This is a genomic window from Tsukamurella sp. USMM236 (assembly GCF_037148755.1).
Classification (GTDB): domain Bacteria; phylum Actinomycetota; class Actinomycetes; order Mycobacteriales; family Mycobacteriaceae; genus Tsukamurella.
Genome location: NZ_JBBCSS010000004.1, coordinates 1 through 25782, shown reverse-complemented (window position 1 = coordinate 25782; position 25782 = coordinate 1). Strand labels below are relative to the sequence as shown.

The 25782-nt window shown below is 71.0% G+C and carries 28 protein-coding genes; 14 read left to right on the top strand and 14 right to left on the bottom strand.

What is annotated here, in order from left to right; translation table 11 throughout:
- Position 1: 1 nt before the first annotated feature.
- Entirely contained in the window at positions 2 to 427 is a 426-nt protein-coding gene (locus tag WFK95_RS14180; protein WP_336671079.1) for a CBS domain-containing protein, read from the bottom strand.
- Entirely contained in the window at positions 424 to 2913 is a 2490-nt protein-coding gene (locus tag WFK95_RS14175) for a molybdopterin-dependent oxidoreductase (RefSeq protein WP_336671078.1), read from the bottom strand. Before WFK95_RS14175 ends, WFK95_RS14180 begins: the two co-directional genes overlap by 4 nt.
- A gap of 84 nt (positions 2914 to 2997) precedes the next feature.
- On the opposite strand from WFK95_RS14175, the gene WFK95_RS14170 reads away from it, so the two are divergent.
- Entirely contained in the window at positions 2998 to 3543 is a 546-nt protein-coding gene (locus WFK95_RS14170) for a TetR/AcrR family transcriptional regulator (RefSeq protein WP_336671077.1), read from the top strand.
- A gap of 30 nt (positions 3544 to 3573) precedes the next feature.
- Here WFK95_RS14170 and WFK95_RS14165 read toward each other — a convergent pair whose 3' ends face one another.
- Positions 3574 to 4059: an SRPBCC family protein gene (locus WFK95_RS14165; RefSeq protein WP_336671076.1), complete on the bottom strand. Its 486-nt coding sequence runs from the start codon at positions 4057 to 4059 to the stop codon at positions 3574 to 3576.
- 101 nt (positions 4060 to 4160) lie between these two features.
- On the opposite strand from WFK95_RS14165, the gene WFK95_RS14160 reads away from it, so the two are divergent.
- Positions 4161 to 4775 (top strand): TetR/AcrR family transcriptional regulator, encoded by a 615-nt coding sequence (locus tag WFK95_RS14160; protein WP_224650390.1) that lies wholly within the window; start codon positions 4161 to 4163, stop codon positions 4773 to 4775.
- Here the strand turns inward: WFK95_RS14160 and WFK95_RS14155 are convergent.
- Both WFK95_RS14155 and WFK95_RS14150 read right to left on the bottom strand, forming a co-directional pair.
- Complete coding sequence (locus tag WFK95_RS14155) at positions 4760 to 5134, bottom strand: hypothetical protein (protein ID WP_336671075.1); 375 nt, start codon at positions 5132 to 5134, stop codon at positions 4760 to 4762. The two genes, WFK95_RS14160 and WFK95_RS14155, sit on opposite strands and share 16 nt — an antisense overlap.
- Before the next feature lie 123 nt (positions 5135 to 5257).
- The gene (locus WFK95_RS14150) at positions 5258 to 5710 is read right to left on the bottom strand and encodes a PaaI family thioesterase (protein ID WP_336671074.1); all 453 of its coding nucleotides are present in this window, start codon (positions 5708 to 5710) and stop codon (positions 5258 to 5260) included.
- Between the two features lie 70 nt (positions 5711 to 5780).
- Between WFK95_RS14150 and WFK95_RS14145 the strand changes: the two genes are divergently transcribed.
- Positions 5781 to 6389 (top strand): TetR/AcrR family transcriptional regulator, encoded by a 609-nt coding sequence (locus tag WFK95_RS14145; protein WP_336671073.1) that lies wholly within the window; start codon positions 5781 to 5783, stop codon positions 6387 to 6389.
- A gap of 7 nt (positions 6390 to 6396) precedes the next feature.
- Here WFK95_RS14145 and WFK95_RS14140 read toward each other — a convergent pair whose 3' ends face one another.
- The gene (locus WFK95_RS14140) at positions 6397 to 6768 is read right to left on the bottom strand and encodes a nitroreductase family deazaflavin-dependent oxidoreductase (protein WP_224650398.1); all 372 of its coding nucleotides are present in this window, start codon (positions 6766 to 6768) and stop codon (positions 6397 to 6399) included.
- Between the two features lie 155 nt (positions 6769 to 6923).
- On the bottom strand, positions 6924 to 7541 hold the full coding sequence (locus WFK95_RS14135; RefSeq protein WP_336671072.1) for an LON peptidase substrate-binding domain-containing protein: 618 nt from the start codon (positions 7539 to 7541) through the stop codon (positions 6924 to 6926).
- A 37-nt stretch (positions 7542 to 7578) separates the two neighbouring features.
- Here WFK95_RS14135 and WFK95_RS14130 point away from each other — a divergent pair, with 37 nt between their 5' ends.
- Genes WFK95_RS14130 through WFK95_RS14120 form a run of 3 tightly spaced genes read left to right on the top strand, consistent with a single transcriptional unit; the run spans position 7579 to position 9652 of the window.
- The gene (locus WFK95_RS14130) at positions 7579 to 8328 is read left to right on the top strand and encodes a maleylpyruvate isomerase family mycothiol-dependent enzyme (protein ID WP_224650402.1); all 750 of its coding nucleotides are present in this window, start codon (positions 7579 to 7581) and stop codon (positions 8326 to 8328) included.
- 50 nt (positions 8329 to 8378) lie between these two features.
- Positions 8379 to 8894 carry a TrmH family RNA methyltransferase gene (locus WFK95_RS14125; RefSeq protein WP_224650404.1) on the top strand — a complete coding sequence of 172 codons (516 nt, stop codon included), beginning with the start codon at positions 8379 to 8381 and terminating at the stop codon, positions 8892 to 8894.
- 17 nt (positions 8895 to 8911) lie between these two features.
- Entirely contained in the window at positions 8912 to 9652 is a 741-nt protein-coding gene (locus WFK95_RS14120; RefSeq protein WP_224650406.1) for a maleylpyruvate isomerase family mycothiol-dependent enzyme, read from the top strand.
- A gap of 58 nt (positions 9653 to 9710) precedes the next feature.
- Here WFK95_RS14120 and WFK95_RS14115 read toward each other — a convergent pair whose 3' ends face one another.
- Positions 9711 to 10250: an SRPBCC family protein gene (locus WFK95_RS14115; protein ID WP_336671071.1), complete on the bottom strand. Its 540-nt coding sequence runs from the start codon at positions 10248 to 10250 to the stop codon at positions 9711 to 9713.
- 50 nt (positions 10251 to 10300) lie between these two features.
- Between WFK95_RS14115 and nrdF the strand changes: the two genes are divergently transcribed.
- From nrdF to WFK95_RS14100, 3 genes are all read left to right on the top strand, one after another.
- Positions 10301 to 11305, top strand: coding sequence for a class 1b ribonucleoside-diphosphate reductase subunit beta (gene nrdF, locus WFK95_RS14110; RefSeq protein ID WP_224650410.1), 1005 nt, complete (start codon positions 10301 to 10303; stop codon positions 11303 to 11305).
- A gap of 80 nt (positions 11306 to 11385) precedes the next feature.
- The gene (locus WFK95_RS14105) at positions 11386 to 11985 is read left to right on the top strand and encodes a hypothetical protein (RefSeq protein WP_224650412.1); all 600 of its coding nucleotides are present in this window, start codon (positions 11386 to 11388) and stop codon (positions 11983 to 11985) included.
- A gap of 79 nt (positions 11986 to 12064) precedes the next feature.
- Positions 12065 to 12301: a DUF1272 domain-containing protein gene (locus WFK95_RS14100; RefSeq protein ID WP_224650414.1), complete on the top strand. Its 237-nt coding sequence runs from the start codon at positions 12065 to 12067 to the stop codon at positions 12299 to 12301.
- A 10-nt stretch (positions 12302 to 12311) separates the two neighbouring features.
- Here WFK95_RS14100 and WFK95_RS14095 read toward each other — a convergent pair whose 3' ends face one another.
- The 5 genes from WFK95_RS14095 to WFK95_RS14075 form a co-directional block, all read right to left on the bottom strand.
- Positions 12312 to 12806: a beta-class carbonic anhydrase gene (locus WFK95_RS14095; protein ID WP_224650416.1), complete on the bottom strand. Its 495-nt coding sequence runs from the start codon at positions 12804 to 12806 to the stop codon at positions 12312 to 12314.
- A gap of 55 nt (positions 12807 to 12861) precedes the next feature.
- Positions 12862 to 13809, bottom strand: a complete 948-nt coding sequence (gene ligD / locus WFK95_RS14090; protein ID WP_224650419.1) for a non-homologous end-joining DNA ligase — start codon at positions 13807 to 13809, stop codon at positions 12862 to 12864.
- Positions 13810 to 13837: 28 nt separating this feature from the next.
- Entirely contained in the window at positions 13838 to 15361 is a 1524-nt protein-coding gene (locus WFK95_RS14085; RefSeq protein ID WP_336671070.1) for an FAD-dependent oxidoreductase, read from the bottom strand.
- Positions 15362 to 15455: 94 nt separating this feature from the next.
- Positions 15456 to 16460, bottom strand: a complete 1005-nt coding sequence (locus WFK95_RS14080) for an AurF N-oxygenase family protein (RefSeq protein WP_224650451.1) — start codon at positions 16458 to 16460, stop codon at positions 15456 to 15458.
- Positions 16461 to 16816: 356 nt separating this feature from the next.
- Entirely contained in the window at positions 16817 to 17761 is a 945-nt protein-coding gene (locus WFK95_RS14075; protein ID WP_224650433.1) for an ABC transporter substrate-binding protein, read from the bottom strand.
- A 246-nt stretch (positions 17762 to 18007) separates the two neighbouring features.
- On the opposite strand from WFK95_RS14075, the gene ctaD reads away from it, so the two are divergent.
- Together ctaD and serB are read left to right on the top strand one after the other, a co-directional pair.
- Positions 18008 to 19711: an aa3-type cytochrome oxidase subunit I gene (gene ctaD, locus WFK95_RS14070; protein ID WP_068521706.1), complete on the top strand. Its 1704-nt coding sequence runs from the start codon at positions 18008 to 18010 to the stop codon at positions 19709 to 19711.
- Positions 19712 to 19797: 86 nt separating this feature from the next.
- A complete protein-coding gene (gene serB / locus WFK95_RS14065; RefSeq protein WP_336671069.1) occupies positions 19798 to 21027 on the top strand; it encodes a phosphoserine phosphatase SerB in 1230 nt (409 codons plus the stop codon).
- 21 nt (positions 21028 to 21048) lie between these two features.
- Here serB and glgX read toward each other — a convergent pair whose 3' ends face one another.
- Positions 21049 to 23193: a glycogen debranching protein GlgX gene (gene glgX / locus WFK95_RS14060; protein WP_336671068.1), complete on the bottom strand. Its 2145-nt coding sequence runs from the start codon at positions 23191 to 23193 to the stop codon at positions 21049 to 21051.
- Between the two features lie 40 nt (positions 23194 to 23233).
- Here glgX and WFK95_RS14055 point away from each other — a divergent pair, with 40 nt between their 5' ends.
- The 3 genes from WFK95_RS14055 to WFK95_RS14045 all read left to right on the top strand — a co-directional run bounded on the left by WFK95_RS14055 (position 23234) and on the right by WFK95_RS14045 (position 25607).
- The gene (locus WFK95_RS14055; protein ID WP_336671067.1) at positions 23234 to 24106 is read left to right on the top strand and encodes an ABC transporter ATP-binding protein; all 873 of its coding nucleotides are present in this window, start codon (positions 23234 to 23236) and stop codon (positions 24104 to 24106) included.
- The gene (locus WFK95_RS14050) at positions 24103 to 24750 is read left to right on the top strand and encodes an NUDIX hydrolase (RefSeq protein ID WP_336671066.1); all 648 of its coding nucleotides are present in this window, start codon (positions 24103 to 24105) and stop codon (positions 24748 to 24750) included. The genes WFK95_RS14055 and WFK95_RS14050 overlap by 4 nt, the downstream gene beginning before the upstream one ends.
- Positions 24751 to 24818: 68 nt before the next feature.
- On the top strand, positions 24819 to 25607 hold the full coding sequence (locus WFK95_RS14045; protein ID WP_224648415.1) for an enoyl-CoA hydratase/isomerase family protein: 789 nt from the start codon (positions 24819 to 24821) through the stop codon (positions 25605 to 25607).
- The last annotated feature ends 175 nt before the right edge of the window (positions 25608 to 25782 follow it).

Here is a 25782-nt window from a genome sequence, read left to right as displayed (position 1 = left end):
CTCAGTCGCCGTCGGAGTCGCGGCGTGCCCGGCGCATCCCGTCGACACCGTCGTCGGTGCAGAACCCGGTCCTGCTGGCCTTGAGGCACAGCAGCCCCAGCAGGCGCAGGTCGTCGTCGACGACGGCGAGCCGGCGGATCCCGGTGGTGATCATGTGGGAGCGGAGCCGGTCGGCCGGTGCTCCCGGCGGGGTGGTGCGCTCCGTGAGGGATGCCACCGCGAGCGCGGGCGCCGCGTCGTCCGCGCCTCCGGTCAGGTCGTCGCGGTCGAGCGTTCCGGCGAGCGCGCCGTCGCGCATCAGCAGGAGCAGATGGAGCTTGGGGCTCGTCTCGAACGCCGTGCGCGCGGCGCCGACGGTGATCTCGGCCGGGTGCACGGTCGGGCGCCGCAGCATCACGTCGGCGACGGTCACCGTCGGCGGCGTCATGGTGCGACCGGCTCGATGCGGGCGGGAACGTACTTGTGCCACGGGGTCCCGGCGAACCAGTCGCGGTACTTCGCACTGGTGAGCTCGTTCGGGGCGATGCCGGGACGCGCGAGTCCATCGGCGTCGGGGTAGTCGAGGCCGAGGCCGTTGGGCAGCGAGACGTGGCCGGCGCGCATCATGTCGCTGATCTCGATCGAGGACTCCAGCGAGCCCGCCTCGGTGGTGATCCGCACTCGCGACTCCGCCTCCAGGCCGAGGCGGTCCGCGTCCTCGGCGCTGATCCGCAGTGCGCCACCGGCGTCCCGCCGCCGCCACGCGGGATCGCGGATGATCGTGTTGGCGGTGAAGGCCCGGCGTTCGCCGGCCATCAGGACGAACGGGAACTCGTCCGTGGTCCACGACGACGGCGCCTCGCGGAGCGCGTCGGCCTTCGCCAGCAGCTCGGGGATGGCGACGGTGAAGCGATTGTCCTTCCGCAGCACGTAGTCCCAGGCGTTCTCCCACTCATCGACGGAGAAGGTGACGCCGGAGCGCTCGCGGAGGATCGCGTCGAAGAGCTGCTGGCCCGGCCGCATGCCCGAGCCGGTGAAGCCCGCGCGGGCGACGGAATCCGGACGGGACAGGGCGCACAGGTGCGCCGCGCCCCAGAGGATCGCGGCGCTGCGCGCACCGTCGGGCAGGGTGGGGCCGAGCGTCTCGTACAGGACGTAGCCCACGAGGCGGAGCAGCGACGGGTCGGCGGCAGCGGCGGAGAAGAACGCGAGTGCGAACGCGTCGGTGCCGGCCGCGAGCGCGGTGCGGAGCCGGTCGAGGAGTCCGGTGTCGACCGCGCCGAGCTCGCGGAGCAGGCGGGCGTAGATCTCCGGCTCGGGCAGGGTGCCCGGCCGCGGATCGAGGAGCGGCGCACGCAGCTGAAACGCGTTGTGCGGGAACTCCATGGTGAAGAAGGTGCACTCCCACTTCTCGAACTGGCTCGAGGCCGGGAGTACGTAGTCGGCCTGGCGCGCGGTCTCGGTCATCGCGACGTCGACGACGACCGTCAGCTCGCACGCCTGCATCGCCTCGATGAACCGCCGCGACTCCGGCAGTGAGTGGGCGGGGTTCGAGCTGTCGATCCACATGGCGCGGAGGCGATCCGGATGATCGGTGAGGATCTCGTCGGCGATCGAATTGCACGGCATGAGGCCGCCGATGATCCGCGCGCCCGTGACGGGTGTGGTCCGCTCGGTCTTCGGTTGCTGCTCGGCGGCGAGCCCCGCGCTCATCATCGGTGCCATCCGAGTGAGCAGCGCGTGCGCGGCGGAATCGATGAGCGCGTGGGGAAGCGGCGTCCCGGCGGCCGCGGGCACGGCGCGCGAGAGCCCGCTGGCGCCGAGGGCGACGCCCTTCGCGATCGTCCGGCGCGCCGCCTTCGTCGCCCCGCTCGACGGTGCCCGACGCGCGCGCCGGGGATCGCCCCCGGGGGCGGCGACGGGGGAGGAGAACCACGAGTGCAGGAACATCGTGCCGGGGCGCCCGAAGTTGCCGGTGAGGATCCACAGCAGCTTGTTCAGGTACGAGACGAGCGTGCTGTTCGGCGCCTGCTGGACGCCGAGGTCCTCGTAGGTCGTCGCGCTCGCCGCGGTCGCGAAGCGGCGGGTCGCCGCGCGGATGAGTTCCTCGTCGACGCCGCAGGTGGCCGCGTACTGGCGGATGGGGATCCGCCGCAGGACGGCCAGCACGTCGTCCATCCCGTCGGTGTGCTCGTCGACGAACGCGTGGTCGATCAGGTCCTCCTCGACGAGGACCGCGAGCATGGCGCCGACGCACCAGGCATCGGTTCCCGGCAGTACCTGTAGGTGGAAGTCCGCCATCGCGGCGGTCTCGCTCCTGCGGGGGTCGAGCACGATCATCGACCGCGCGGGATCCTTCGCGATCTCCTTGAGGACGGGCCGGGCCCGCGGGAACGAGTGGGTCTGCCAGGGGTTCTTGCCCAGGAACAGCACGACCTCGGCGTGCTCGAAGTCGCCCTTGGTGTGCGTGCCGTACAGCTGCTCGTCGACCCAGCCCTCGCCCGTCTTCTCCTGCGCGAGCGCGTTGGAGTAGTAGCGCATGCCGAGCGCGGCCCGGAGCGACTGGCCGTAGGCGGCGGGCAGGTGGTTCCCCTGGCCGGCGCCGGAGTAGTAGAGGATCCGCTCGCCGCCGTGCGTCTCCTTCACGGCGGTGAGCCGCGCGGCGATCTCGCGGACGGCGGTGTCCCAGTCGATCTCCTCGTAGGTCCCGTCCGGCCGGCGGCGCAGCGGCGAGGTCAGCCGGTCGCGGCCGTTCTGATAGAGGTCCAGGCGGAGGGGCTTCTCGCAGGTGTAGCCGTGCGAGGTCGCATGCTCCTTGTCGCCGCGGATCTTGGCCAGCCGCCCGTCCTGCACCTGGATCTCCAGGCCGCAGTTGCACTCGCAGAGGATGCACGCGGACTTCTGCCAGTCGGTGGTGGGCGCCTCGGGGTTCATGGGCCTAGTATGGACTAGGCCATAATTCATAGCAAGGGTGGAGAGGGGTGCACCGTGGCACCACGGCGGGACACGCGACGTCGGATGCTGCTCAGCGCTGTCGATCTGATGCGGGAGCGGGGCGCCGCCGGGGTGACGATCGACGCCGTGCTCGCGCGCAGCGGTGCCCCCCGCGGTTCCGTCTACCACCACTTCCCGGGTGGCCGCGCCGAACTCGTCGCGGACGCGCTCGATTTCGCGGGGGAGTCGATCACCGCGCTCGTCGAGGGCGCGTCGGGCGACGGTGCCGTCGCGGCGCTGCACCGGTTCTCGGCCTTCTGGGTCGCCGTCCTGCGCGGCTCGGACTTCGCTGCGGGCTGTCCCGTCGTGTCCGTCGCCGTGGGCGGTTCGTCCGACGAGGAGCACCTCCGTCCGGTGGTCGCGCACACGATGCGGCGTTGGCGCGAGGTCCTGGCCGCGGGGATGGTGGCCGACGGCTTCGAGCCGCCGGCGGCCGAGAGCCTCGCGACGATGGCGATCGCCTCGATCGAGGGGGCGATCATCCTCTGCCGGGTGGAGCGATCCGTCGAGCCCTTGGATCAGGTCGTCGGGCACCTGGAGGCACTGGTCGCGGCCGCCTCCCCGGTGTGACCCGGGCCCGGGCTCGCCGGGTCGGTGCGGTCAGCGCCGGGCGACCGCCTCGGTCGACGCGCGGATGCCGGCGAGGGTCCGCTCCATGCCCTCCTCCAGCAGTGCGGTGAACGCCTTCTGTCCGCCGAGGTGGTTCTCGGTGAGGTCGAGGGAGAACCGCGAGATCCCGTCCGGGGTCTCACGGCGCTGCGTGAGCAGGGTGTCGGCGCCGTCGGCCGTGAGTGTGAACGACCAGATCGTGTAGTTCTCCGCGATGCGGAAGGCGATCTCCTGCGCGGGTTCGTGCCTTACGATCTCGCCGTGCGTGACCCATTCCAGGTCGCCCAGGCGGTTGAGGTTGGTGAACCGGGTGCCGAGACGGATGTCGTCCTCGGGTGCCCGTAGTCGCACGGACGTCACCTGCGGGCTCCACTCGGGCATGCGGCGCACGTCGCCGACCGCCTCCCAGACCACGGCGGGCGGGGCGGCGATGGCGATGCTGCGCTCGAGGAGCGGCGTGAACGCGTTGTCGGGCATGGTCCTCCGTTCATGCACGACCAATCGGTCGTAAACATGGCTCGACGGTACGCCCCGGGCGGCACCCCGTCCAGGCCGGTCCGCGTGGCTACAGTGAACGCATGACGAAACCGGCGGCCGCCGACGGCCGGCGCGCACGCGGCGACGCCACCCGGCGGCTGGTCGCGCGGACCGCGGCCGACGTCGCGACGGTGGACGGGCTGGACGGCATCACCGTCGGCGGCCTCGCCTCGTCGACGGGGGTGAGCAAGAGCGGCATCCTCACCGTCTTCCCCACGCGCGAGGCGATCCAGATCGCGGCGGTCGCGGAGGCGCGGCGCGTGTACGTCGACGTGGTGATCCGGCCGGCGCTGGCGGCCTCGCCCGGCGCGGACCGCCTCCGTGCGCTCCTCGACGCCTGGGTCGCCTACCTCCGCGCAGGCACGTTCCCCGGCGGATGTTTCGTGACCACCACCTCCGCTGAGTACGGGCACCGGGTGGGGCCGGTCGCCGACGCAGTGCGGGAACTCAAGCGGGAGTGGCTCGATCTCCTCGAGCGGGAGCTGGCCGCGGCGGGGTCGCCGGACCCCGCGACGGACGCCTTCCGCGTCGACGCCTACCTCGCCGCGGCGAACACCCGTCGCGAACTCTTCGGCGACGATGCGGAACTCGACCGGGCGCGCGCCCTGGCGACCGCGATCGTCAACGACATGGGCGGCTCTCACATCGGGGCGTAGCCGTCCTTGACGTTGAAGCAGAAGTCGCAGGTGTCGCCGTCCTCGCTGCCGAAGTCGGCGAACGCGGCGATCGGTTCGATCGCCGTGCGGGCGACGGCCGGCTCCAACAGCGGCTCACGGCCACCGCCGAGCGGTTGCAGCCGAGAGAGGCTCGTGTGGAACGGGGAGGAACTGCTGCCGGGGGTCACGTCGACGACGGCGGCGCCGCCGACGAACAGGGTCAGCAGATTGTGTTCGGGGAAGCCGTGATTGACCCGCAGGACCCACCAGGCATCGTCGTGCCGCGCGGCGTAGGGGAAGTATCGGAAGCCGGTCCGGTACCACTCCGGGCTCGCGGCACGGACGTCCTCGATGTGCATCAGCAGTCGATTCCGTCGAGGTGCATGGGACTCATTCTGGTGCACATCGGAGGCGCAGCCCTACGGCTCCGCAGATCCGCCGGGCCCGACCGGCCCTCGTTCCCGAGCCGGAGGCGATCCGGGCTACGGCGTGATCGCGGGGTAGATCAGGCAGGTGGTGGTGCCGTGCGCGACGAGCCTGCCACGCTCGTCCTCGACCCGGCCCTCCGCAGTCGCGACCTGACGGCCGGCGTGAATCACCCGACCGGTCGCGATGAGGCGGACGCCGTCGGTGGGCACCGTCCGCACGTAATTCACCTTCAGTTCCAGGGTTCCGTAGCCCACGCCGGGGCCGAGTGTGGTGTGCACGGCGCAACCCATCACCGAGTCCAGCAGGGTGGCGCAGATCCCTCCGTGCACGCTGCCGAGCGGGTTCGCGAAGTCGGTGCGGGTGTCGAGGCTGAAGGTGACCTCGCCCTCGTTCACCTCGTCGATGCGCATCCCCAGCAGGCCGCCGATGCCGTGCTCAGTCACAGGCGTCGCGGCAGCGGCACGCAGCAGCTCCAGGCCGCTGGGGATCTCGCTCGTGGTCGACATGTTCGCTCCTTCGATCGGATGATGCGCTTACGGCACCCGCGAGTATACCGATCGGTATACTCGCGGGACGATGGGTACCGCGCACGGCGGCGCGGCGCCCCCGAACCCGACAGGCGGAGAGATGACTTCCAGGGATGACCTGATACGCACCACCATCGCTCTGATGCGTGAGCAGGGCGTGGCCGGCACGGGCATCGCCGACATCATCGAGGGCAGCGGTCGATCGCGACGCACCGTCTACGTCAACTTCCCCGGCGGGAAGTCGGAACTGGTGGATACCGCGACGCGGGCGGCGGGCGGCTACATCGCCGGACTGATCGAGGCGGCGATCGCGAAGTCGACCGGTCGCACCGACATGCTCGAGCAGGTAGGGGCTGCATGGCGGCAGGTCCTGGTCTCGTCCGGGTTCCGGTCGGGGTGTCCGATCGTCGCCGCAGCGCTGGGAAGGGCGGATTCCGCGCCAGCGGCGGATGCGGCCGGTGAGGCGTTCGAGACTTGGATCGCGCTGCTGGCGAACCGGTTCGAGGAGTGCGGCGGAGGGGCGAAGGCGGCGCGTCAGGCCGCGACCACCATCATCGCCGCCATCGAGGGCGCGGTCATCGTGAGCAGCGCGACGCGATCCACGCAGCCGCTCGACGATGTCGAGGCGTCGCTGCTCGCGATGTACGGCGACCGCTAGGCGGATATCAGGGCGCGTCGACGAACGTGATGCGCACGCTGATCGGATCGGAGGCGAGTGCCCGGAACGCGGACGTGGTGATTCCCTCGAGCGTCGCGCTGGGTGCGAACGTCCGCATCCGAGCGTGGGTGTCGTCCTCCGGGCGGAACTCCGCCGTGCCGGCGCGCCAGATCTCGCCCTCCAGGATCCGGACCTCGGGATCGGCGCTGACGTTGAGCGCCCAGCCGGACCGGCGGCCGTGTTGGCTCACGATCCAGGCGCCCTCGTCGTCGAACGTCGCCGCGACCGGCACTGCTCGGGGCTCGCCGCTCTTCCGACCGGTGGTCTCCAAGGTGGTCGCGAGCGAGGTGCGCACGCCGAGGCGCTGCAGCCCGCTCACGATCGGATTCGCGACGTATCGACCGATCAGCCTCTCGCGTTGGAATTTCCGGATCGCACGTTGCTGCGCACTCGGATCTGGACGTCGTGGCATGGCGGCCCTCTCGATCGGTGTCGTCCCGCTAGGTAGACCATACGGTCTACCTAGCGCGGCCGCTACTGAAGGCGGAACCGCAGGGTCGCGATCACGTCGTCCAGGGCCTCGGTGAGCACGCGCACTCGGTCGGCGGGACCGGGTGCGGCGAGCGCCCGGTGCCGGTCGGCGTCGGCCAGCGGCAACTCCCGGGCGAGGTAGTAACTGCGCTCCACCAGGTTCTCCGGGAGCTTCAGCTTCGGCCACGCGCGCGGCCGGGCGCCCTCGCTGCGGGCGAGTCGCGCTGCGAGTCTTTCGATCTCGTTGCGTTTGCCGAGCAGTGGGATCAGGTCGACGGCGGGCTGGACCTCGTCCGGCCAGGCCTCCGCCTCGGCGAGGGGGTAGGGATCGTCGGGCAGCCAGCGAGTGACCCGGACGCGGTCCGTGCCCTGACAGATCAGCGTGAACTCGCCGCCGGGGCGGCGCACGTACCGGTCGATGAGCGCCACGGTGCCGACGTCGGTGCGCACGTCGCCGCCGCCCACCTCGCTGCCGCGCTCGATGAGGACCACCCCGAACCGGCCGTCGGTCGCGAGGCACTCCTCGATCATGCGTCGGTACCGCGGCTCGAAGACGCGCAGCGGCAGCTCCTCGCCGGGCAGGAGCACGGCGCCGAGCGGGAACATCGGCAGTTCGGTCACCGCTACAGCATGCACTGCAGGCGGTATCGTCGCGGCCATGACGGCCCCGAACGACTGGTTGGCGGCGCTGGAGCGGGACGGCGGCGCGGTCGCCGCCACCCCGCCGGAGCGGCTGGCCCTCGACGTCCCGAGCTGCCCCGGGTGGACGGTGCGCGACCTCGTCGTGCATCTCGGCGGAGTCCATCGCTGGGCCGCGACCTTCCTCGCCGAGGGCCCGGATTCGACGAACCGGTTCGCCCCGATCGAGGACGACGCGCCCGCCGGGGCGGCCGTCACCGCCTGGTACCGCGACCGCCTCGACGGACTGCTGGCCGAGCTGCGTCGCCACGACGCGGACGAGCCGGCCCGAGCCTTCACCGGCCGCGTCACCGCCGGCTTCTGGATGCGCCGCCAGGCCCACGAGACCGCCGTGCACCGCTGGGACGCCGAGAACTCCTGGAACGCAGCGCGACCCGTCGAATCCGTGCTCGCCGGCGACGGGATCGAGGAGTGGGCCGAGGTGTTCGCCGGACGGTTCCTCTCCCGCGGTCCCGGCCTGCCGGACGGGCTCGTCGGGCGGACCGTCCACCTGCACGGCACCGACCGCGACGACGCGGAATGGACCCTGACGCTCGCGCGGGAGTCCATCGCCGTCGAGCGTGGGCACGCGAAGGGCGACGTCGCGCTCCGCGGCGCCACGTCGGACCTGTACCTCGCGCTGTGGCGTCGGGTGCCGCTCGCCGACCTCGCGATCTTCGGCGACGCCACCGTTGCCGCGGCATTGCTGGACGCCGTGCAGGTCACGTAGCCTGGAGCGATGACGAATCATGGAAGGGGCGCCACGCCTCACACCGTCTGATGGCCGAGCTGCGGGTGAAGTCCCGCTCCGAACTGCGCCGCGCACGGCGGCGCCAGGGCCACTCCTGTTGGGATCACCTCATCGTCGCCCCGCTCTGGGCGCAGCACGGCGCGAACCTCGGCACCCTGCTGCGCACCTGCGACGCCGTCGGCGCCTGCATGGCGGTCCCGTCGCACGACTGGGTGAAGGGTGCTCTGCGCAAGGGTAATACGCTGCCCGGGCCCAGCTGCATCCACCGCGTCGGCAACCCGCAGAACTGGCTGCTCAAGCAGCGCGAACGAGGCTCGCACATCATCGGCGTGGAACTCGCCGAGGGCGCCACGCGCCTCGGCGACCTCCCGCCCGCGCGGGGGCGCACCGTCGTCGTGCTGGGTCACGAGTTCTCCGGGATCCCGAGCGACACCCTGCACCTGCTCGACGAGGCCGTCGAGATCCCCATGATCGGCCGCGGCGCGAGCCTCAACGTCGCGGTCGCGGGGTCGTTGGTGCTGTATCGGCTCGCGGGCCTGTCCTGAGTTCGTAAGGTCGGGGTATGACCGCTCAGCTCTGGCTCGACTCCATCGCCGCCGACGGCGCCCGCATCGCCGCCATCGACCCCGCCCACCTCCCGCTCCCCGTCCCCAGCTGCCCCGGGTGGACGGTGCGCGACGGCATCGTCCACACCGCCGGCGCGCATCGCTGGGCCACCGCCTTCCTGCAGGGCGGCCCGGATTCGAAGGAGCGCTTCATCCCCGACGTCTCCGACGCGCCCGACGGCGACGCGGTCCTGGGGTGGTACGCGGGCGTCAACGCGGCCCTGATCGACGAGCTCCGCCGGCATGCGCCCGACGAGCCCGCGCGCGCCTTCATCGGCCGCACCGTCGCCGCGTTCTGGATGCGCCGGATGACGCAGGAAGTGTCCATCCATCGCTGGGACCTGCAGAACTCGCTGCCCGACGGTGCCGAGCCGCTCCCGGCGTGGACCGCCGCCGACGGCATCACCGAGCTGACGCAGATGCAGATCCCACTCATCGTCGGCAAGAAAGGGCTGCCTGAGGGCCTGGTGGGGAAGGTGATCGCGATCGAGGCGACCGACACAGGGGACCGGTGGACGCTGCGGCTGCGCGCCGACGGCATCGACGTCCTCGACGAGCCGGTTCCGGCGGACGTGACGCTGCGCGGCACCGCGTCCGACCTCGACCTGGTGCTGTGGCGACGGGCCGAGCCCGGCACCGTCGAGCTGGACGGCGATCGGTCCGTGCTCGACGGGCTGCTCGACGTCGTGATCATCTGAGCGACGCCGTGCGGTGGATAGTGCCCGCTGAGCGGCGAAAATCCACCGCAGGGCGCGGCTAGGAGCCGGGGCGCTCCAGGTACCGCTTCATATCGGCGAGGTCGGCCTCCACCGCCTTGCGCACCGATCCCGTGAGGGGCTTGGTGAGGACGGCGAGGATGCGGCTGACCGTCGTGGTGGGCTCGCCGCCGAAGGTCATCGTGACGCGGGTGCCGGCACCGTCGTCCTCGAAGCGGAACTCGGTGCGGTACCGGACACCTGGCCCGTCGGCCTCGACGGTGTAGCCCGACGGTGCGTCGAACGCCGTGATCTCCATCTCCTCGGTGGCGGCGCGGCCGTACATACGGCGCGTCTCGCGCCAGCGGGTGCCGAGCCCGGTGCGGACGTCGGAGACGAACTCGACGCTCTCGATCCCGGACATCCGAGCGGGCGCGTTCTCGATGTCGCGAACGCCGCGAAGACCGCGGCGCGGGGCGCGGCGATGGCGACCGTGCTGGTGATCTGCATGCGCGGAGGCTACCCGGCGGCACCGACGGGCGACACGCCGAACTGGCGCGATGGCACTAGGTGTTGCGTTTCCCGGACTTGTCGGCCCCAAGGGGTAGTGTCATGAGCGTTGAAATCCAGCTCCGCGAAAACCGAGGTGTCATGTCTGAAACCGCCGCTCACAGCCCCGCCGACGGAGCTCCGCTCAAGCTGGTCAGCCGGGTGTCGGCGATCAACTGGAACCGGGTGCCGGACGAGAAGGACGCCGAGGTCTGGGACCGGTTGACGGGCAACTTCTGGCTGCCCGAGAAGGTGCCGGTCAGCAACGACATCCCGTCGTGGGGCACGCTCACCGACCACGAGAAGCAGCTCACCATGCGCGTCTTCACGGGCCTGACGCTGCTCGACACGATTCAGGGCACCGTCGGCGCGGTCTCGCTGATCCCCGACGCGCTCACCCCGCACGAGGAGGCGGTGTACACCAACATCGCGTTCATGGAGTCGGTGCACGCGAAGAGCTACAGCTCGATCTTCTCCACCCTGTGCAGCACGCGCGAGATCGACGACGCCTTCCGCTGGTCGGAGGAGAACGAGAATCTGCAGCGCAAGGCGGCCATCGTCATGGGCTACTACAGCGGCGACGACCCGCTCAAGCGCAAGGTGGCCTCGACGCTGCTCGAGTCCTTCCTGTTCTACAGCGGCTTCTACCTGCCGATGTACTGGTCCTCGCGGGCCAAGCTCACCAACACGGCCGACATGATCCGCCTGATCATCCGCGACGAGGCCGTGCACGGCTACTACATCGGCTACAAGTACCAGCGCGGGCTGGAGACGCAGAGCCCGGAGCGCCGCGAGGAGCTCAAGGAGTACACGTTCGACCTGCTCATGGAGCTGTACTCGAACGAGGAGGACTACACCGAGTCGCTGTACGACGAGGTCGGGCTCACCGAGGACGTGAAGAAGTTCCTGCGGTACAACGCCAACAAGGCGCTGATGAACCTGGGCTACGAGGCGCTGTTCCCCAAGGACGCCACCGACGTGAACCCGGCGATCCTCTCCGCCCTGTCGCCCAACGCCGACGAGAACCATGACTTCTTCTCCGGTTCCGGCTCGTCGTACGTGATCGGCAAGGCCGTCAACACCGAAGACGAGGACTGGGACTTCTGACCCCGGACGACTCCGGCGAGACCCGCCCGCGGACGAGCCTGTGGTGGCTCGTCGGGGCGGGTCTTCTCGTTCTCGCGTTCGTGTTCCTGCCGCGAGCGGTGTACGGCACGGACGTCGAGGCCAGGGCCGTCGATGTGTTCCCGCCCTGGCTGCTCGGGGAGCGGGCGGAGCCGACGGCCGGGTTGGAATCGCTCGTCGATGACTGGGCGGGCTTCCACCTCATCAAGGCGGTGTGCGCGGCGCTGCTGCTGGCGCTGGCCCTGTACTTGGGGCACCGCGCGCTGGCGCTGATCCCGGCGGTACTGCTCATCGCCAATGTGCAGGGCGTGATCGCGCCGCTGTCGTCGGCGTTCTCGCTGCTCGACCCGGTGCGTTTGCGCGACGGGGAGCCCGGACGCGCGCTCGCACTGATGCGCTCCGAGCTGCGGGCGACGCCGTCCGGCCCGGTCCAGGCGCTGGTCGACGACTTCGCGCGGTACCACCTGGCCGTCGTGGTCATGGCCGGCGTGCTGACCGTCGTGCTGCTGGTCTTCGCCGTCCGTGCCTGGCGGCAGGATCGCCGACGGTGGGCGGTGGCGACGCTGGTGGCCGCCGTCGTCACCGGTGTGGTCACCGTCGCCAACGTCACGAATGCTCTCGATCCCGTCCGCGGTCTGCTCGACTTCATCGGCGGTTCCTAGCGGTTTCGGCGGCGACATCCTGGGGATTCGTTCGTCGGAACCGCACGGAACTGCGACAGTGGGCGGCAAGGAGGTTCACATGCTGGAGATCAGGCCGAACTGCGAGTGCTGCGGGCGCGACCTCGCGCCGGACGCACGCGACGTGCTCATCTGCACCTTCGAGTGCACGTGGTGCGCGGACTGCAACGACGAGAAGCTGCACGGCACGTGCCCCAACTGCGGCGGCGAGCTCGTCCGCCGCCCGATCCGCCCGGCGGCCCTGCTCGAAGCCCATCCCGCCTCGACGGTCCGCGTCGTCAGCGAGACCTGCCGCTAGGTCGTCCGCCCTAGGCCGGCGCCACCTCGCGCAGCCGGCCGGTGGCCACGTCGAAGACGAAGCCGCGCAACGACGTCGTGGACGGGATGAACGGACTCGCCGCCACGCGCTTGAGCGACTGCCGCACGTCGGTGTCCAGATCGGCGAAGGCTTCGGCGGCCCAGGCGGGTTTGATGCCGGTCTCGGCCAGGATGTCGGCCTTGAACCCGTCGTCGGTGAACGTCAGCATGCCGCAGTCGGTGTGGTGGATCAGGATGATCTCGGTGGTGCCCAGCAGCCGCTGGCTGATCGCCAGCGAGCGGATCTGGTCCTCGGTGATCACACCGCCGGCGTTGCGGATGACGTGCGCCTCGCCCTCCTGGAGGCCCAGGGCGCGGTAGACGTCGAGCCGGGCGTCCATGCAGGCGACGACCGCGACGTGTTTCGACGGTGGGAGGGGAAGCGGGCCTGAGAAGGCCTCGGCGTATGCGGCGTTGTTCGTGAGCAGGTCATCGGTGACGGTCATGGGATCCATGGTCGATCGCGCATGGGGCGCTGCCCACCGTTGCGCTCCCGCTGCGTCAATCGGCGAGGGGGAGGTCGTCGCGGTCGGCCCACTCGACGAGGGTGTCCAACGAGAAGGCCTCGTCGTCGATGGATGCGTGCAGGTCACCGAGGTCGGCGAAGCGGGCGGGGAGGGTGCGGATCGTGAAGTCGTCGGGGTGCACGTCCGGCACCTCGTCCCAGGTGATCGGGGCGGAGGCGGTGGCGATCGGGGTGCCGCGCAGCGAGTACGCGCATGCGATGGTGTGGTCGCGGGCGTTCTGGTTGTAGTCGAGGAACACCGCCGCCGGGTCGCGGTCCTTGCGCCACCACACCGTCGTCACGTCCGACGGTGCCCGGCGCTCGACCTCCCGGGCGAAGGCGAGGGCGCACCGTCGGACCTCCGAGAACGTCCAGCGGGGCTCGATCCGCACGTACACGTGCAGGCCGGAGCCGCCCGAGGTCTTGGGGAAGCCGCGGATGCCGAGCTCGTCGAGCACCTCCCGCACGACCGCGGCCACCCGCTGCACCCGCTCCCACGAGCAGTCGGGCATCGGGTCGAGGTCGATGCGCCATTCGTCGGGATGGTCCAGGTCGCCCGCGCGGCAGTTCCACGGGTGGAACTCGACCGTCGACATCTGGGCCGCCCAGATCACCGAGCCGAGTTCCGTGACCACCACCTCGTCGGCGGTGCGGCCGAACCGCGGGAAGTAGATCTCCACCGTCTCGAGCCAGTCGGGCGCGCCGGCGGGGATCCGCTTCTGGTGCACCTTCGCCCCGTCGACGCCCTTGGGGTAGCGGTGCAGCATCGTCGGCCGATCGCGCAGCGCCCGGACGATGCCCGGGCCCACGGCCTCGTAGTACCGCACGACGTCGAGCTTCGTCGCGCCGATCTGCGGGAAGTAGACCCGGTCCGGGCTGGAGACGCGCACGACCCGGTCACCGACGGTCAGTTCGATCGGCTCGCCGTGCGCGGAGGAGGCCACGGCGCTGAGAGTACGCGCCCGGGCGGGACTACGCGCCCAGGAAACGGCCCAGCGGGCGCTTGCGCTTCCCCGACGGACGGCCCTTGATGACGCCGGCGACGACGTCCTCGGCGAACTTCTCCACCGTCTCCTGCGAGTCGGTCTTGTTCGTGCCGATGAAGCCGTTGGGGCCGCGCTTGATCCAGCCCGTGACGTACACGCCGGGGAGCGGCGCACCGTCGTCCCCGAGGACCCGGCCGGCCTCGTTCGGCAGCACCGCGCGGCGGTCGTCGAACGGCAGGCCCGGCACCGGGACGCCCCGGTAGCCGACGGAGGTGAACACCATGCCGACGGGCAGGTCGATCGCCTCGCCGGTGACGGAGTGCTTCGCGTGCAGGACCAGGCCGTCGTCGGTGGCCTCGATCGACTCGGGCGTGGTGAGGAAGCGCAGGCGGATGCGACGGGGCGCGTCCGACTGGGTCTCCAGCGACTCGAGGAGCTCCAGCTTGTGGCTGACCAGCTCGGAATCGCTGCCCGCGACCAGCGTTTCGGCGACGTCGGGGTCCGGGTGCACGATGACGGTGCGCTCGTCCGCGAGGCCCAGGGCCTCCGGCAGGGTGAACGCGGCGTGCTCGGGGCCGCGGCGGGCCACGATCACGACCTCCTCGACCTTCGACTCGCGCAGCGCGGCGAGGGCGGCGGGGGAGATGGTGGTGCCTTCGAGCTCCTCCGGCTCCGCGGTGAGGATGCGGGCCGCGTCGAGCGCGACGTTGCCGTTGCCGATGACGACGATGCGGTCGTGCGTGAGGTCGACCGCGTCGCCCTTGTGCTCGGGGTGGCCGTTGTACCAGGCCACGAAGTCGGTGGCGCTGCGCACGTTGGGCAGGTCCTCGCCGGTGATGCCCAGCTTCTTGTCGGTGCTGGCGCCGACCGCGACGACGATCGCGTCGTGGCGCTTCCGCAGCTCCTCGAGGCTCACGTCGGTGCCCACCTCGGTGTTCAGGTGGATCGTGAAGTTCGGGTCGGCGGCGACCTTGTCGAACAGGCCCGAGACCTTGCGGGTGCGGGTGTGGTCGGGGGCGACGCCGAACCGGGCGAGGCCGTAGGGCGTGGACAGCTTCTCGTAGACGTCGACGGTGACGCCCGGGTAGCGCAGGAGCTCGTCGGCCGCGTACATCCCGGCCGGGCCGCTGCCGATCACGCCGACGCTGATGACGGTGCCCGACGGGATCGGGAGGACCTTCGGCGGCACGGTGTGCGCCATCGGCGGGCGGCTGCGCTCCTGCGGGTTGGGGCCGCCGAGCGAGGAGTTGGCCGGGTCGGCGGCCGCGAGCGAGCGGTTGAGCTCGATGTAGACCTTGTGCTCCTCCGGCAGGCGGTGCGCGGGGCCGATCGCGTCGACGGGGCACGCCGTCACGCAGGCGCCGCAGTCGACGCAGGTGGTGGGATCCACGTACAGCATCTCGGCCGTCGCGAAGCCCGGCTCGTCGGGCGTCGGGTGGATGCAGTTCACCGGGCACGCGAACGTGCACGAGGCGTCGCTGCAGCAGGACTGGGTGATGACGTGGGGCATCGAGGAAGCTCCTCCGGGGTGTTCGTATCCGGGCCGGGATACGGGTCCGGCTCGGCGGGTGACCGCCGAGCCGGATATTCGGGGTGGTTCGAGACTACTGCGCGGTGTACGACGGCTCGCTGCGGAATCGCGAGGTCCGTCCGTGGATGCCCAGCACGCGCCACAGCACGCGGGAGACCGGGTTCATCAGGTCCGTGCGCTCCGCGAGCAGGCGGACGTCGCCGAAGATCTCCTGGCGCATGGCCTTCGACTCGGGCGAGCGCCAGAAGATGTCCTTCTTGACCGACCGCGGGATGTCGAAGGTGTCCCAGAACTGCTTCGGCGGGACCATGATCGCGCCGAGCAGGATGCGCATGACCAGCGGCATCGCCAGCGACAGCAGGAAGCGGGGGATCGGGCCGCGGGTGGGCACCTTGTGCTCGAGCAGCTGGTGCGCGAACGAGATGTGACGGGCCTCCTCGGCCACATGGATCTGCATCACCGAGGTCATCGCGGGGTGCTGCGTGTCGGCCGAGCGCAGGAACTGCTTCTGCAGGTGGTCGATCGGCTCCTCGCCGGCGAGCACGCCCATGTAGAAGATGTTCGGGAAGGTGGTGGCCGCCAGCGGGATGATCGGCGACAGGCGGCGGAACCACCACGCGCCGCCGGGGACGTCCATGCCGACGCGGTTGACGAACTCCTGGAACATCAGCGTGTGCTGGCACTCCTCCTTCGCCTCGTGCGTGGCGTAGCGGAACTCGGGGGAGTTGTTCGGCTGCACGGCGGTGTACTGCATGATGCCGCGGATCAGGATCGACTCGAACTGCAGGCCGACCTTGGCGACGTTGGCCTGGCGCCACATGCCGATCTCGATCTGCTTGGCCAGCGGCTGCTCCTGGTACCAGGGGTGGCGGCCGATCGGGTCGAAGCGCGGGTTGCAGACCCAGCGCGGATCGTCGGGGACGATCGCGAGCTCGGGGGAGTCCCAGTCGATGTCGACGTAGGGATCGAAGTTACGGCGCACCGAGGCCTCGGAGAGGTCGTTCAGCGTCTGCTCGTACTCGGCCTGGCCGGGGAACGAGCGGCCGCGCATGCGCGCCATGTGGGTCACTCGGGGCATGTTCAGCAGGGCCATGATGGATCCTTTCCTGGCACCCTCGACCGGCTCGTACCTGGTGTTTCTTCCGTGACCCTGTGGGAAATCCCACAGGCGTCTGTGCTGGTAGAAGCCGTGTATGAGATTGAATCGTCCTCAGACTATCACTTGAAACAAGCATGAATGAAGGCTCTTCGACCGGCAATCCGTGAACAGGTGTACACCGAGCTCTTGGCCAGCGGTTTTACCCGGCGGATGTGAGAGGCGTCACGGAGGAACGTTCGCGTTCCGGGGTGTTTTCGCCCCTGCGCGGGGGGGCTGTGGCGGACGCACGCCGAGCACCCCGTCGGGACGCGACGGGGTGCGGGGGAGGGGGATGCCTAGGAGGAGGCCTTGATGGTGTTGCCGACGTCGTGCAGCACGATGCCGGCGGCGACGGGGCCGCCCGCGGAGAACCACGCGGAGTCCTCGACCAGGAGTTGCCGTTTGGCGACCACGGCGCGAAGTTGCTTCCAGGGCTTCGTGGTCATGACGGCCATGCCGTGCTCGCGGCCCTTGTCGCCCTGATAGCCCACGTAGATCAGGTCGGCGTCGGCGGCCGAGACGTCGTCGCCCGACATCTCGACGGCCTCGGGCTTGCGCTGCGGCTCGGGTCGCACGACCTTGAGGTCCGCGAGGACCTGCGCCGCGAGCGGCGCGGTACCCAGCGCGAGGTTCTTGCCGTCCGCCGTGAACCGGACCAGGGAGACGGTGTTGTGCACCGCGTCGATCTTCACCGACTTCTCCGCCGCGTCCCGCTGGTAGCGGTCCAGCACCGCCCGCGCCTCCGCGGGCATGCGCACCGCGTCGGCCAGGGCGAGGAAGCTGCGGCGCCAGTCCGCCGACGGTGCCGGGATCGTCACCGTCCGGCCCGCGCGACGGTTCGCCTCCGCCGAGTCCGCGGTGCCGACCGCGACGTCGGCCTGCGCGCCGTCGGCGAGCTTCGGGACCTTCGCGAGGGTGGCGCCCAGGTACGACGGGACGTCGCCGCCGACGGCCTTCACCCGGTTCTGCAGGCCGAGCGCACACAGGCCGTCGAGGAGCGCCGGATCGGCAACGACGATCGCGGCCGGGGCGGCGCCACCGGCGACGGGGGCCGCGCAGGCCTCATCCGGCTTGCGGTCGAGGCCGATGATGTTCGCCGACGCGAGGCGCGTCGTGGTGGTGGAAATCGAGGCGAAGGGCTGCTGGATCGGCTCCGAGCCGCCGCACGCGGTGAGCACCGAGCCGGCGACGACGGTGAGCGCGATCGCGGCGCCCACCCTGGATGTTCCGAGCCTGTTCACGGCAACTGTCCTCACCTGTAGTTCCGACCGTGCGCCACGGTAGCAGTCGAGGCCTTTCCGACCGCTTCCGCGACGCGAGTACGACGCAGAGTAGGACCGCGGGGACAAGCCCGGGTGCGAGGCGCTACGCTAGCTCCACGAGGGTGGCGTCCGCCGTGAGCGAACACCGCCCGAAAGACCTGATTGAAGAGGCCGTACGCCGATACCGACAGCCGCGGTACCGGGAGGCCCAGGGCAGGAGGATTTGTGACCGCGCAAGCGCATCGTCCGGCAGTCGAGGTGACCGCCGCACGTCCGTATCCGCAGCGGACCGGGCCCAAGGGCTCGTTCATCTACAAGCTGGTCACGACGACCGATCACAAGACGCTGGGCATCATGTACATCGTCACGTGCTTCGCGTTCTTCCTCATCGGTGGCCTGATGGCGCTGCTGATGCGCGCCGAGCTCGCCAACCCGGGCCTGCAGTTCCTCTCCACCGAGCAGTTCAACCAGCTGTTCACCATGCACGGCACCGTGATGCTGCTGCTGTACGCGACGCCGATCGTGATCGGCTTCGCCAACTTCGTGCTGCCGTTGCAGATCGGCGCGCCCGACGTCGCCTTCCCGCGCCTGAACGCCTTCGGCTACTGGCTGTTCGTCTTCGGCGCCATCATGGTGATCGCCGGCTTCATCACCCCCGGCGGCGCGGCCGACTTCGGCTGGACCGCGTACACCCCGCTGACCGACGCCCTCCACTCGCCTGGCCCCGGCGCCGACCTGTGGATCATGGGCCTCGCGGTCGGTGGCCTCGGCACCATCCTCGGCGCCGTCAACATGGTCACCACCGTGATCTGCATGCGCGCCCCCGGCATGACGATGTTCCGCATGCCGATCTTCACCTGGAACATCCTGGTGACCTCGCTGCTGATCCTGCTGGCCTTCCCGCTGCTGACCGCCGCGCTCATGGGTCTCGAGGTCGACCGCCAGTTCGGCGCCCACATCTACGACCCCGCCAACGGCGGCGTCATCCTGTGGCAGCACCTGTTCTGGTTCTTCGGCCACCCCGAGGTCTACATCATCGCGCTGCCCTTCTTCGGCATCGTCTCGGAGATCTTCCCCGTGTTCAGCCGCAAGCCGATCTTCGGCTACAGCGGCCTGGTCCTGGCCACGCTGGCCATCGCGGCCCTCTCGGTCGCGGTGTGGGCGCACCACATGTACGCCACCGGCGCGGTGCTGCTGCCCTTCTTCAGCTTCATGACCTTCCTCATCGCGGTGCCGACAGGCGTGAAGTTCTTCAACTGGATCCTCACGATGTGGAGAGGCCAGATAACGTTCGAATCGCCGATGCTGTTCTCGATCGGCTTCATCGTGACCTTCCTCTTCGGTGGCCTCACCGGCGTGCTCCTCGCGTCGCCGCCGCTCGACTTCGCGGTGTCCGACACCTACTTCGTCGTCGCGCACTTCCACTACGTGCTCTTCGGCACCATCGTGTTCGCGACCTACGCCGGCATCTACTTCTGGTTCCCGAAGATGACGGGCCGCATGCTCGACGAGGGCCTGGGCCGCTGGCACTTCTGGCTCACCTTCATCGGCTTCCACATGACCTTCCTGGTGCAGCACTGGGTCGGCGCCGAGGGCATGCCGCGTCGCTACGCCGACTACCTCGACACGGACGGCTTCACCACGCTGAACCAGATCTCGACGGTCGGCGCGTTCATCCTGGGTGCCTCGACGCTGCCCTTCGTGTGGAACGTCTTCAAGAGCTACCGCTACGGCGAGGTCGTCACGGTCGACGACCCGTGGGGCTTCGGCAACAGCCTCGAGTGGGCCACCAGCTGCCCGCCGCCGCGGCACAACTTCACCGAGCTGCCGCGCATCCGCTCCGAGCGCCCCGCGTTCGAGCTGCACTACCCGCACATGGTCGAGCGCATGCGCACCGAGGCCCACTCGGGCCCCGGCAAGGGCCACTAGCGCAGGCCCCTGCTCCACACCGAACGGCGTCTCCCGCAGGGGAGGCGCCGTTCGGCGTTCCACCAGGCGGCGACTACGATTTCCCCGTGCACGAAGCGACTTCGGATCCGACGATCCTCATCACCGTGACCGGCGGCGACAAGCCCGGCGTCAGCTCGGTCCTGTTCGGGGTCCTGGCCCGCAACGAGGTGAGCGTCCTCGACGTCGAGCAGACCGTCATCCGCGGCCGCCTGACCCTCGGCGTGCTCGCCGCGGTGCACGGCGACCCCGAGCACGTGCAGGAGCTCGTCGAGCAGGCCATGGCCACCGTCGGGATGGACGTGGCGGTGGAGATCACCGCCGAGCAGCCGCCCCGGCCGCCCGTCCCGACGCACGCCGTCGTGCTGCTGGGCGCCCCCGTCAGTGCCCGCGCGCTCTCCGCGCTCGCGACCGCGCTCGCCGGGCGGGAGGTCAACATCGAGTCGATCGCCGGCGTCGCCGACTACCCCGTCACCGCGCTCGAGCTCATGGTCACCGTGCCCGACGGTGCCGACGAGGTCGCCTTCCGCGCGGAGCTCGCGGCCGTCGCCAAGGAACAGGGCGTCGACATCGCCACCTCGCGCGCCGGCATCGCGCGCCGCTCCAAGCGGCTCATCTGCTTCGACGTCGACTCCACCCTGGTCCAGGGCGAGGTCATCGAGATGCTCGCCGCCCGCGCCGGCAAGGAGGCCGAGGTCGCGGCCGTCACAGAGGCCGCGATGCGCGGCGAGCTCGACTTCGAGCAGTCCCTGCACGCCCGCGTGGCGAACCTCGCCGGGCTGCCCGCGTCGGTCATCGACGACGTTGCCGCCGGCCTGCAGCTGACCCCCGGCGCGCGCACCACGATCCGCACCCTCAAGCGCCTCGGCTACCGCTGCGGCGTCGTCTCCGGCGGCTTCACCGCCGTGATCGAGCCGCTCGCGCAGGACCTGGAGCTCGACTTCGTCCGCGCCAACACGCTCGAGGTGATCGACGGTGTGCTGACCGGTCGCGTGATCGGGGAGGTCGTCGACCGGCCGGGCAAGGCCCGCGCGCTGCAGGAGTTCGCCGACACCTTCGGCGTGCCGGTCGAGGAGACCGTCGCCGTGGGCGACGGCGCCAACGACATCGACATGCTCTCCGCGGCCGGACTGGGCGTCGCGTTCAACGCCAAGCCCGCGCTGCGCGAGGTCGCCGACGCGGCGCTCTCGCACCCCTACCTCGACGCGGTCCTGTTCGTGCTCGGCGTGACCCGCGACGAGATCGAGGCGGCCGACGCCGTCGACGGCCGCCTGCGCCGCGTGCCCATCGAGAGCTGAGCCCGGCGCGAGCCGAGCCGGTCAGACCTGCTGGAAGGCCAGCACCGTCGGGCCGGAGACGGTGACCTCCGCGCGCGACGGGTACACGGTGTGGCCCGTGGGTTCACCCGTCGGGAGCGTGGTGTCGACGATGAGCTCCCAGTCGTGCGTGCACGACTCGGGCCCGCCGAGCACGACGGTCGCGTCGCCGCCCGCGTGCCAGATGATGAGCGCGTCCTTCTCCGCGACGGCGGCGTCGTGGCCGGGCGCGCGGACGTCGGACCCGTCGACCCACGCCTGCAGCGTGCGCTCCTCGGGCGACTGCCAGTCCTCGCCGGGCATCTCGGCGCCGTCGGCACCGAACCACGCCAGGTCGGGCTCGCCGTCCCGCGTCGCGCGGCCATCGAAGAACTCGTGCTGTCGCAGCACGGGCGCGGCGCGGCGCACGGCGGCGACCCGGGCGACGAAGGCCGTCAGGTCGGCGTCGGCGGCGTCCCAGTCCACGGCGAACGCGTCGGCCGCGGGGGTGCCCTCCGGCACGCAGTACGCGTTGTTGTTGCCGAACTGGGTGTGGCCGAGCTCGTCGCCGCCGAGCAGCATCGGCGTGCCGGTGGAGAGCAGCAGTGTGGCGATCAGCGCCCGGACGTGCGCCGCCCGCGCCGCGAGGATCGCGGGATCGGTGGTGCCGCCCTCGAAGCCGTGGTTGACGGAGTGGTTGTTGTCGGTGCCGTCCCGGTTCTTCTCGCCGTTGGCCTCGTTGTGCTTGCGCTCGTAGCTGACCAGGTCGCGCGCGGTGAATCCGTCGTGGGCCGTGACGAAGTTGATCGACGAGAAGGGCGTGCGGCCCTGCGCGCCGAACAGGTCCTGGCTGCCGGAGACCCGGGACGCGAGCGCGCCGACGGTCGCGCCGCCGGCGAAGAAATCGCGGACGGTGTCGCGGTAGCGGTCGTTCCACTCGGCCCACACCGGCGGGAAGCCGCCCACCCGGTAGCCCTCGCCGGTGGCGTCCCAGGGCTCGGCGATGAGCTTGCGGGCGGACAGGATCGGGTCGGCCGCGATGGCGGTGAGCAGCGGCGCGCGGTGGTCGAACGGGATGACCGGGCCCTGCGGCCCGGTCCCCGTGCGGCCGCGGCCGAGGACGCTCGCGAGATCGAACCGGAAGCCGTCGACGCCGAACTCGCCCGCGAAGTACCGCAGGCTGTCGAGCACCATCCGCACCGAGGCGGGGGAGGCGCAGTCGACCGTGTTGCCGCAGCCGGTGTAGTCGAGGTCCTCGCCGTTCTCGAGCAGGTAGTAGCCGGGCGCGTCGAGCCCGCGCCAGGACAGCGACGGGCCCGCCACCGACTCCTCGGCGGTGTGGTTGTAGACCACGTCCATCAACACCTCGAGGCCGGCGGAGTGCAGCGCCGAGACCATCTCCGCGAACTCCTCGACCTCGTGGCCGGGCTGCGCCGCGTACCGCGGGTCCGGCGCGAAGTAGGCCCCCGTCGAATAGCCCCAGTGGTTGCGCATGCCGCGGTCCCGGACGCCGGGCTCGGTGAGGCACGCCTGGACGGGCAGCAGCTCGACGGCGGTGACGCCGATGCGCCGCAGGTGCTCGATCACGGCGGGCTGGGCGAGGCCCCGGTACGTCCCGCGGAGCTCTTCGGGGACGCCCGGGTGGCGCGCGGTGTACGAGCCGACGTGCACCTCGCAGATCACCGTCCGGTCCCACGGGACGCTCGGGCCCGGCTCCGGCGCCGGGGGTGTTCCGGTGACCACGCACAGCGGGATGTCGGGGAGCGAATCCGTCTCCGACGGTGCGCCGTCCGTGCCGTACGGCAACAGGGCGGTGCCGTCGCCGAGGGCGCCGTCGAGCCGGCGGGCGTACGGGTCGATGAGGGCCTTGCGCTCGTTGAAGCGCAGACCGTTCTCCGGCTCCCACGGGCCCGCGGCGCGCAGGCAGTAGCGCGTGTCCTCGCCGATCCCCGCGACGAAGCCGTGGTGGACGCCCGCCGTCTGCGCGGGGAGTCGCAGGCGCTGCTCGCTGCGCACCCCCGCCTCGTCGGTGTCGATCAGGCACACCCAGACGTCGGTGGCGCGCGGGGCGTGCACGGCGAAGTTCACGCCGCCGGGCTGCGGGGCGGCGCCGAGGGGGTGCGCGGCGCCGGGGGTGGGGGAGCGGTGGTCTGTGGACACGGGGACCATCCTGCCAACCGCGACCGGTCGCGTGCGGCAGGATGGTGATGTGTCCGATCCCGCCGCCGCCTCCAGCGCGCCCGCCCCCGACTCCGCCGCCGAACCCGACCAGGACCTGGTGATCGACTTCCGCGGCGTGAGCCTGCGGCGCGACAGCCGAACCCTGGTGGGCCCCATCGATTGGCAGGTCGAGCTCGACGAGCGGTGGATCGTCATCGGCCCCAACGGCGCGGGCAAGACCTCGCTCATGCGGCTCGCCTCCGCGCAGGACTTCCCCAGCGCGGGCACCGCCCACATCCTGGGAGCGGTGCTCGGGAAGACGGTGGTGCAGGACCTCACCGCGCGGATCGGCGTGTGCTCGGCGGCGCTGGCGTCGCGGGTGCCGGACGACGAGCTGGTGACCGACCTCGTCGTCTCCGCGGGCTACGCCGTGCTCGGCCGGTGGCGCGAGCGCTACGACGAGGTGGACATCGGTCGCGCCGTCGACGTGCTGGAGTCCATGGGCGCCGAGCACCTCGCGAACCGCCGCTTCGGCACGCTCTCCGAGGGCGAGCGCAAGCGCGTGCTCATCGCCCGCGCCCTCATGACCGACCCCGAGCTGATGCTCCTCGACGAGCCCGCCGCGGGCCTCGACCTCGGCGGCCGCGAGGAGCTGGTCGCCCGCCTCGACACCCTGGCGCAGGATCCCGACGCCCCCGCGACCGTGCTCGTGACGCACCACGTCGAGGAGGTGCCGCCGGGCTTCACCCACGCGCTGATGCTCAAGGAGGGCGGCGTCGTGGCGCAGGGCCTGATCGGCGACGTGCTCACCGCCGAGGTGCTCTCGGAGACCTTCAGTCAGCGCATCCTGCTCGACGAGGTGGACGGCCGGTTCTTCGCCCGACGGGCCTCGCGCCCCGGACGCCGGAGGCTGCAGGCATGAGCGGCGACGAGGCGGCGCAGGTGCACCGCGCGGAGGGCGCCGACCATCGGCGTGACCTCCCGGACGTGCCCATCCGGCCCGCGGCCACCGTCCTGCTGCTGCGGACGGCACCGTCGGGCCTGGAGGTCTTCGTGCAGACCCGCGCGAGCGGGATGGAGTTCGCGCCCGACGTGACGGTCTTCCCGGGCGGCGGCATCGAGCCGTCGGACGGCGACGACTTGCGGGTGACCGCGGCGCGGGAGACGCACGAGGAGTGCGGCGTGCGGGTGCACCCTGACGACCTGGTGCCGCTGTCGCGGTGGGTGACGCCGCCCGGGCGGCCGCGCCGGTACGACACGATGTTCTACCTGGCCGCGCTGCCCGCGGGGCAGGAGGCGACGTGCGTGACCACCGAGGCCGTGTCGGCGGGCTGGCACGCGCCGCAGGCCGTGATCGACGCGTGGCTCGCGGGACGCAACAAGCTCATGGCGCCCACCTACTCCCAGCTGTTCCAGTTGCTGCCCTTCGACACCGTGGAGGACGTGCTGGGCTGGGCCGCGGAGGCGGCGGACCTGACGCCCGTCGCCATCGTCGACGGGATGACGCGCGAGGAGCGACGGTTCCCGGGCTGGGCGGAGTACGCCGAGGGCTCGACGATCTACTGACCGTGGCGCCCGCCGGATTTACGTGGACGTCCAACTAAATTTTCCGGCACCCGGTAGCCTCTGGGGTCATGACTGAATTCGTGACCCTCGAGACCTCCGATGAGCACCCCGGCATCGGCACGATCCGCCTGAACCGGCCGCCGATGAACGCCATCAACTCGCAGGTCCAGGACGAGCTCATCGCCCTCGCCGCCGAGGTGAACACGCGCGACGACATCAAGGCCGTCGTGGTCTACGGCGGGCCGAAGGTCTTCGCGGCCGGCGCCGACATCAAGGAGATGCAGGCGATGGGCTACGCGGACATGAGCGAGGCCATCGCCCGGCTGCAGGGCGGCCTGTCGGCGATCGCGTCGATCACCAAGCCGACCGTCGCCGCCATCACCGGCTACGCCCTCGGCGGCGGCCTCGAGGTGGCGCTCGGCGCCGACCGTCGCATCGTCGGCGACAACGCGAAGGTGGGCGTCCCCGAGATCCTGCTCGGCGTGATCCCCGGCGGTGGCGGCACCCAGCGCCTCGCCCGCCTCGTCGGCCCGGCCAAGGCCAAGGACATGGTCTTCACCGGCCGCTTCGTCGGCGCCGAGGAGGCTCTGCAGATCGGCCTGGTCGACGAGGTCGTCGCCCCGGACGACGTCTACAACGCCGCCCTGACGTGGGCGAAGCAGTTCTCGGGCGCCGCCTCGCAGGCGCTGCGCGCCGCCAAGCAGGCCATCGACCAGGGACTCGACACCGACCTGAACACCGGCCTCGCCATCGAGCGGCACCTGTTCGCCGGGCTGTTCGCCACCGAGGACCGCACCATCGGCATGACCTCGTTCATCGAGAACGGGCCGGGCAAGGCGAAGTTCGTCGGCAAGTAGCCCGAACGCCCCGCGGCGGGGGGCCCGGGGGCGGGGGGGCGGCCCCGGGGGGGGCCCGGGGGGCGGCCCCCCCCCCCCCCGCGCCCGACTCCCGCGTCGAGTGGCTCGCCGCGCTGTTCCCGGCGCCCACGTCGCCGCAGGCGGAGAAGGCCGCGACCGGCACCCACGCGAACGC

Coding starts and splice junctions, on each gene's coding strand:
- WFK95_RS14165 (WP_336671076.1), bottom strand. CDS start 4,059: ATGCCCGACAACGCGTTCACGCCGCTCCTCGAGCGCAGCATCGCCATC.
- WFK95_RS14100 (WP_224650414.1), top strand. CDS start 12,065: ATGCTGGAGATCAGGCCGAACTGCGAGTGCTGCGGGCGCGACCTCGCG.
- WFK95_RS14180 (WP_336671079.1), bottom strand. CDS start 427: ATGACGCCGCCGACGGTGACCGTCGCCGACGTGATGCTGCGGCGCCCG.
- WFK95_RS14050 (WP_336671066.1), top strand. CDS start 24,103: ATGAGCGGCGACGAGGCGGCGCAGGTGCACCGCGCGGAGGGCGCCGAC.
- WFK95_RS14130 (WP_224650402.1), top strand. CDS start 7,579: ATGACGGCCCCGAACGACTGGTTGGCGGCGCTGGAGCGGGACGGCGGC.
- WFK95_RS14145 (WP_336671073.1), top strand. CDS start 5,781: ATGGGTACCGCGCACGGCGGCGCGGCGCCCCCGAACCCGACAGGCGGA.
- WFK95_RS14155 (WP_336671075.1), bottom strand. CDS start 5,134: ATGCACATCGAGGACGTCCGTGCCGCGAGCCCGGAGTGGTACCGGACC.
- nrdF (WP_224650410.1), top strand. CDS start 10,301: ATGTCTGAAACCGCCGCTCACAGCCCCGCCGACGGAGCTCCGCTCAAG.
- WFK95_RS14170 (WP_336671077.1), top strand. CDS start 2,998: ATGCTGCTCAGCGCTGTCGATCTGATGCGGGAGCGGGGCGCCGCCGGG.
- WFK95_RS14045 (WP_224648415.1), top strand. CDS start 24,819: ATGACTGAATTCGTGACCCTCGAGACCTCCGATGAGCACCCCGGCATC.
- WFK95_RS14125 (WP_224650404.1), top strand. CDS start 8,379: ATGGCCGAGCTGCGGGTGAAGTCCCGCTCCGAACTGCGCCGCGCACGG.
- WFK95_RS14150 (WP_336671074.1), bottom strand. CDS start 5,710: ATGTCGACCACGAGCGAGATCCCCAGCGGCCTGGAGCTGCTGCGTGCC.
- WFK95_RS14175 (WP_336671078.1), bottom strand. CDS start 2,913: ATGAACCCCGAGGCGCCCACCACCGACTGGCAGAAGTCCGCGTGCATC.
- WFK95_RS14160 (WP_224650390.1), top strand. CDS start 4,161: ATGACGAAACCGGCGGCCGCCGACGGCCGGCGCGCACGCGGCGACGCC.
- WFK95_RS14080 (WP_224650451.1), bottom strand. CDS start 16,460: ATGCCCCGAGTGACCCACATGGCGCGCATGCGCGGCCGCTCGTTCCCC.
- glgX (WP_336671068.1), bottom strand. CDS start 23,193: ATGGTCCCCGTGTCCACAGACCACCGCTCCCCCACCCCCGGCGCCGCG.
- WFK95_RS14120 (WP_224650406.1), top strand. CDS start 8,912: ATGACCGCTCAGCTCTGGCTCGACTCCATCGCCGCCGACGGCGCCCGC.
- WFK95_RS14095 (WP_224650416.1), bottom strand. CDS start 12,806: ATGACCGTCACCGATGACCTGCTCACGAACAACGCCGCATACGCCGAG.
- WFK95_RS14085 (WP_336671070.1), bottom strand. CDS start 15,361: ATGCCCCACGTCATCACCCAGTCCTGCTGCAGCGACGCCTCGTGCACG.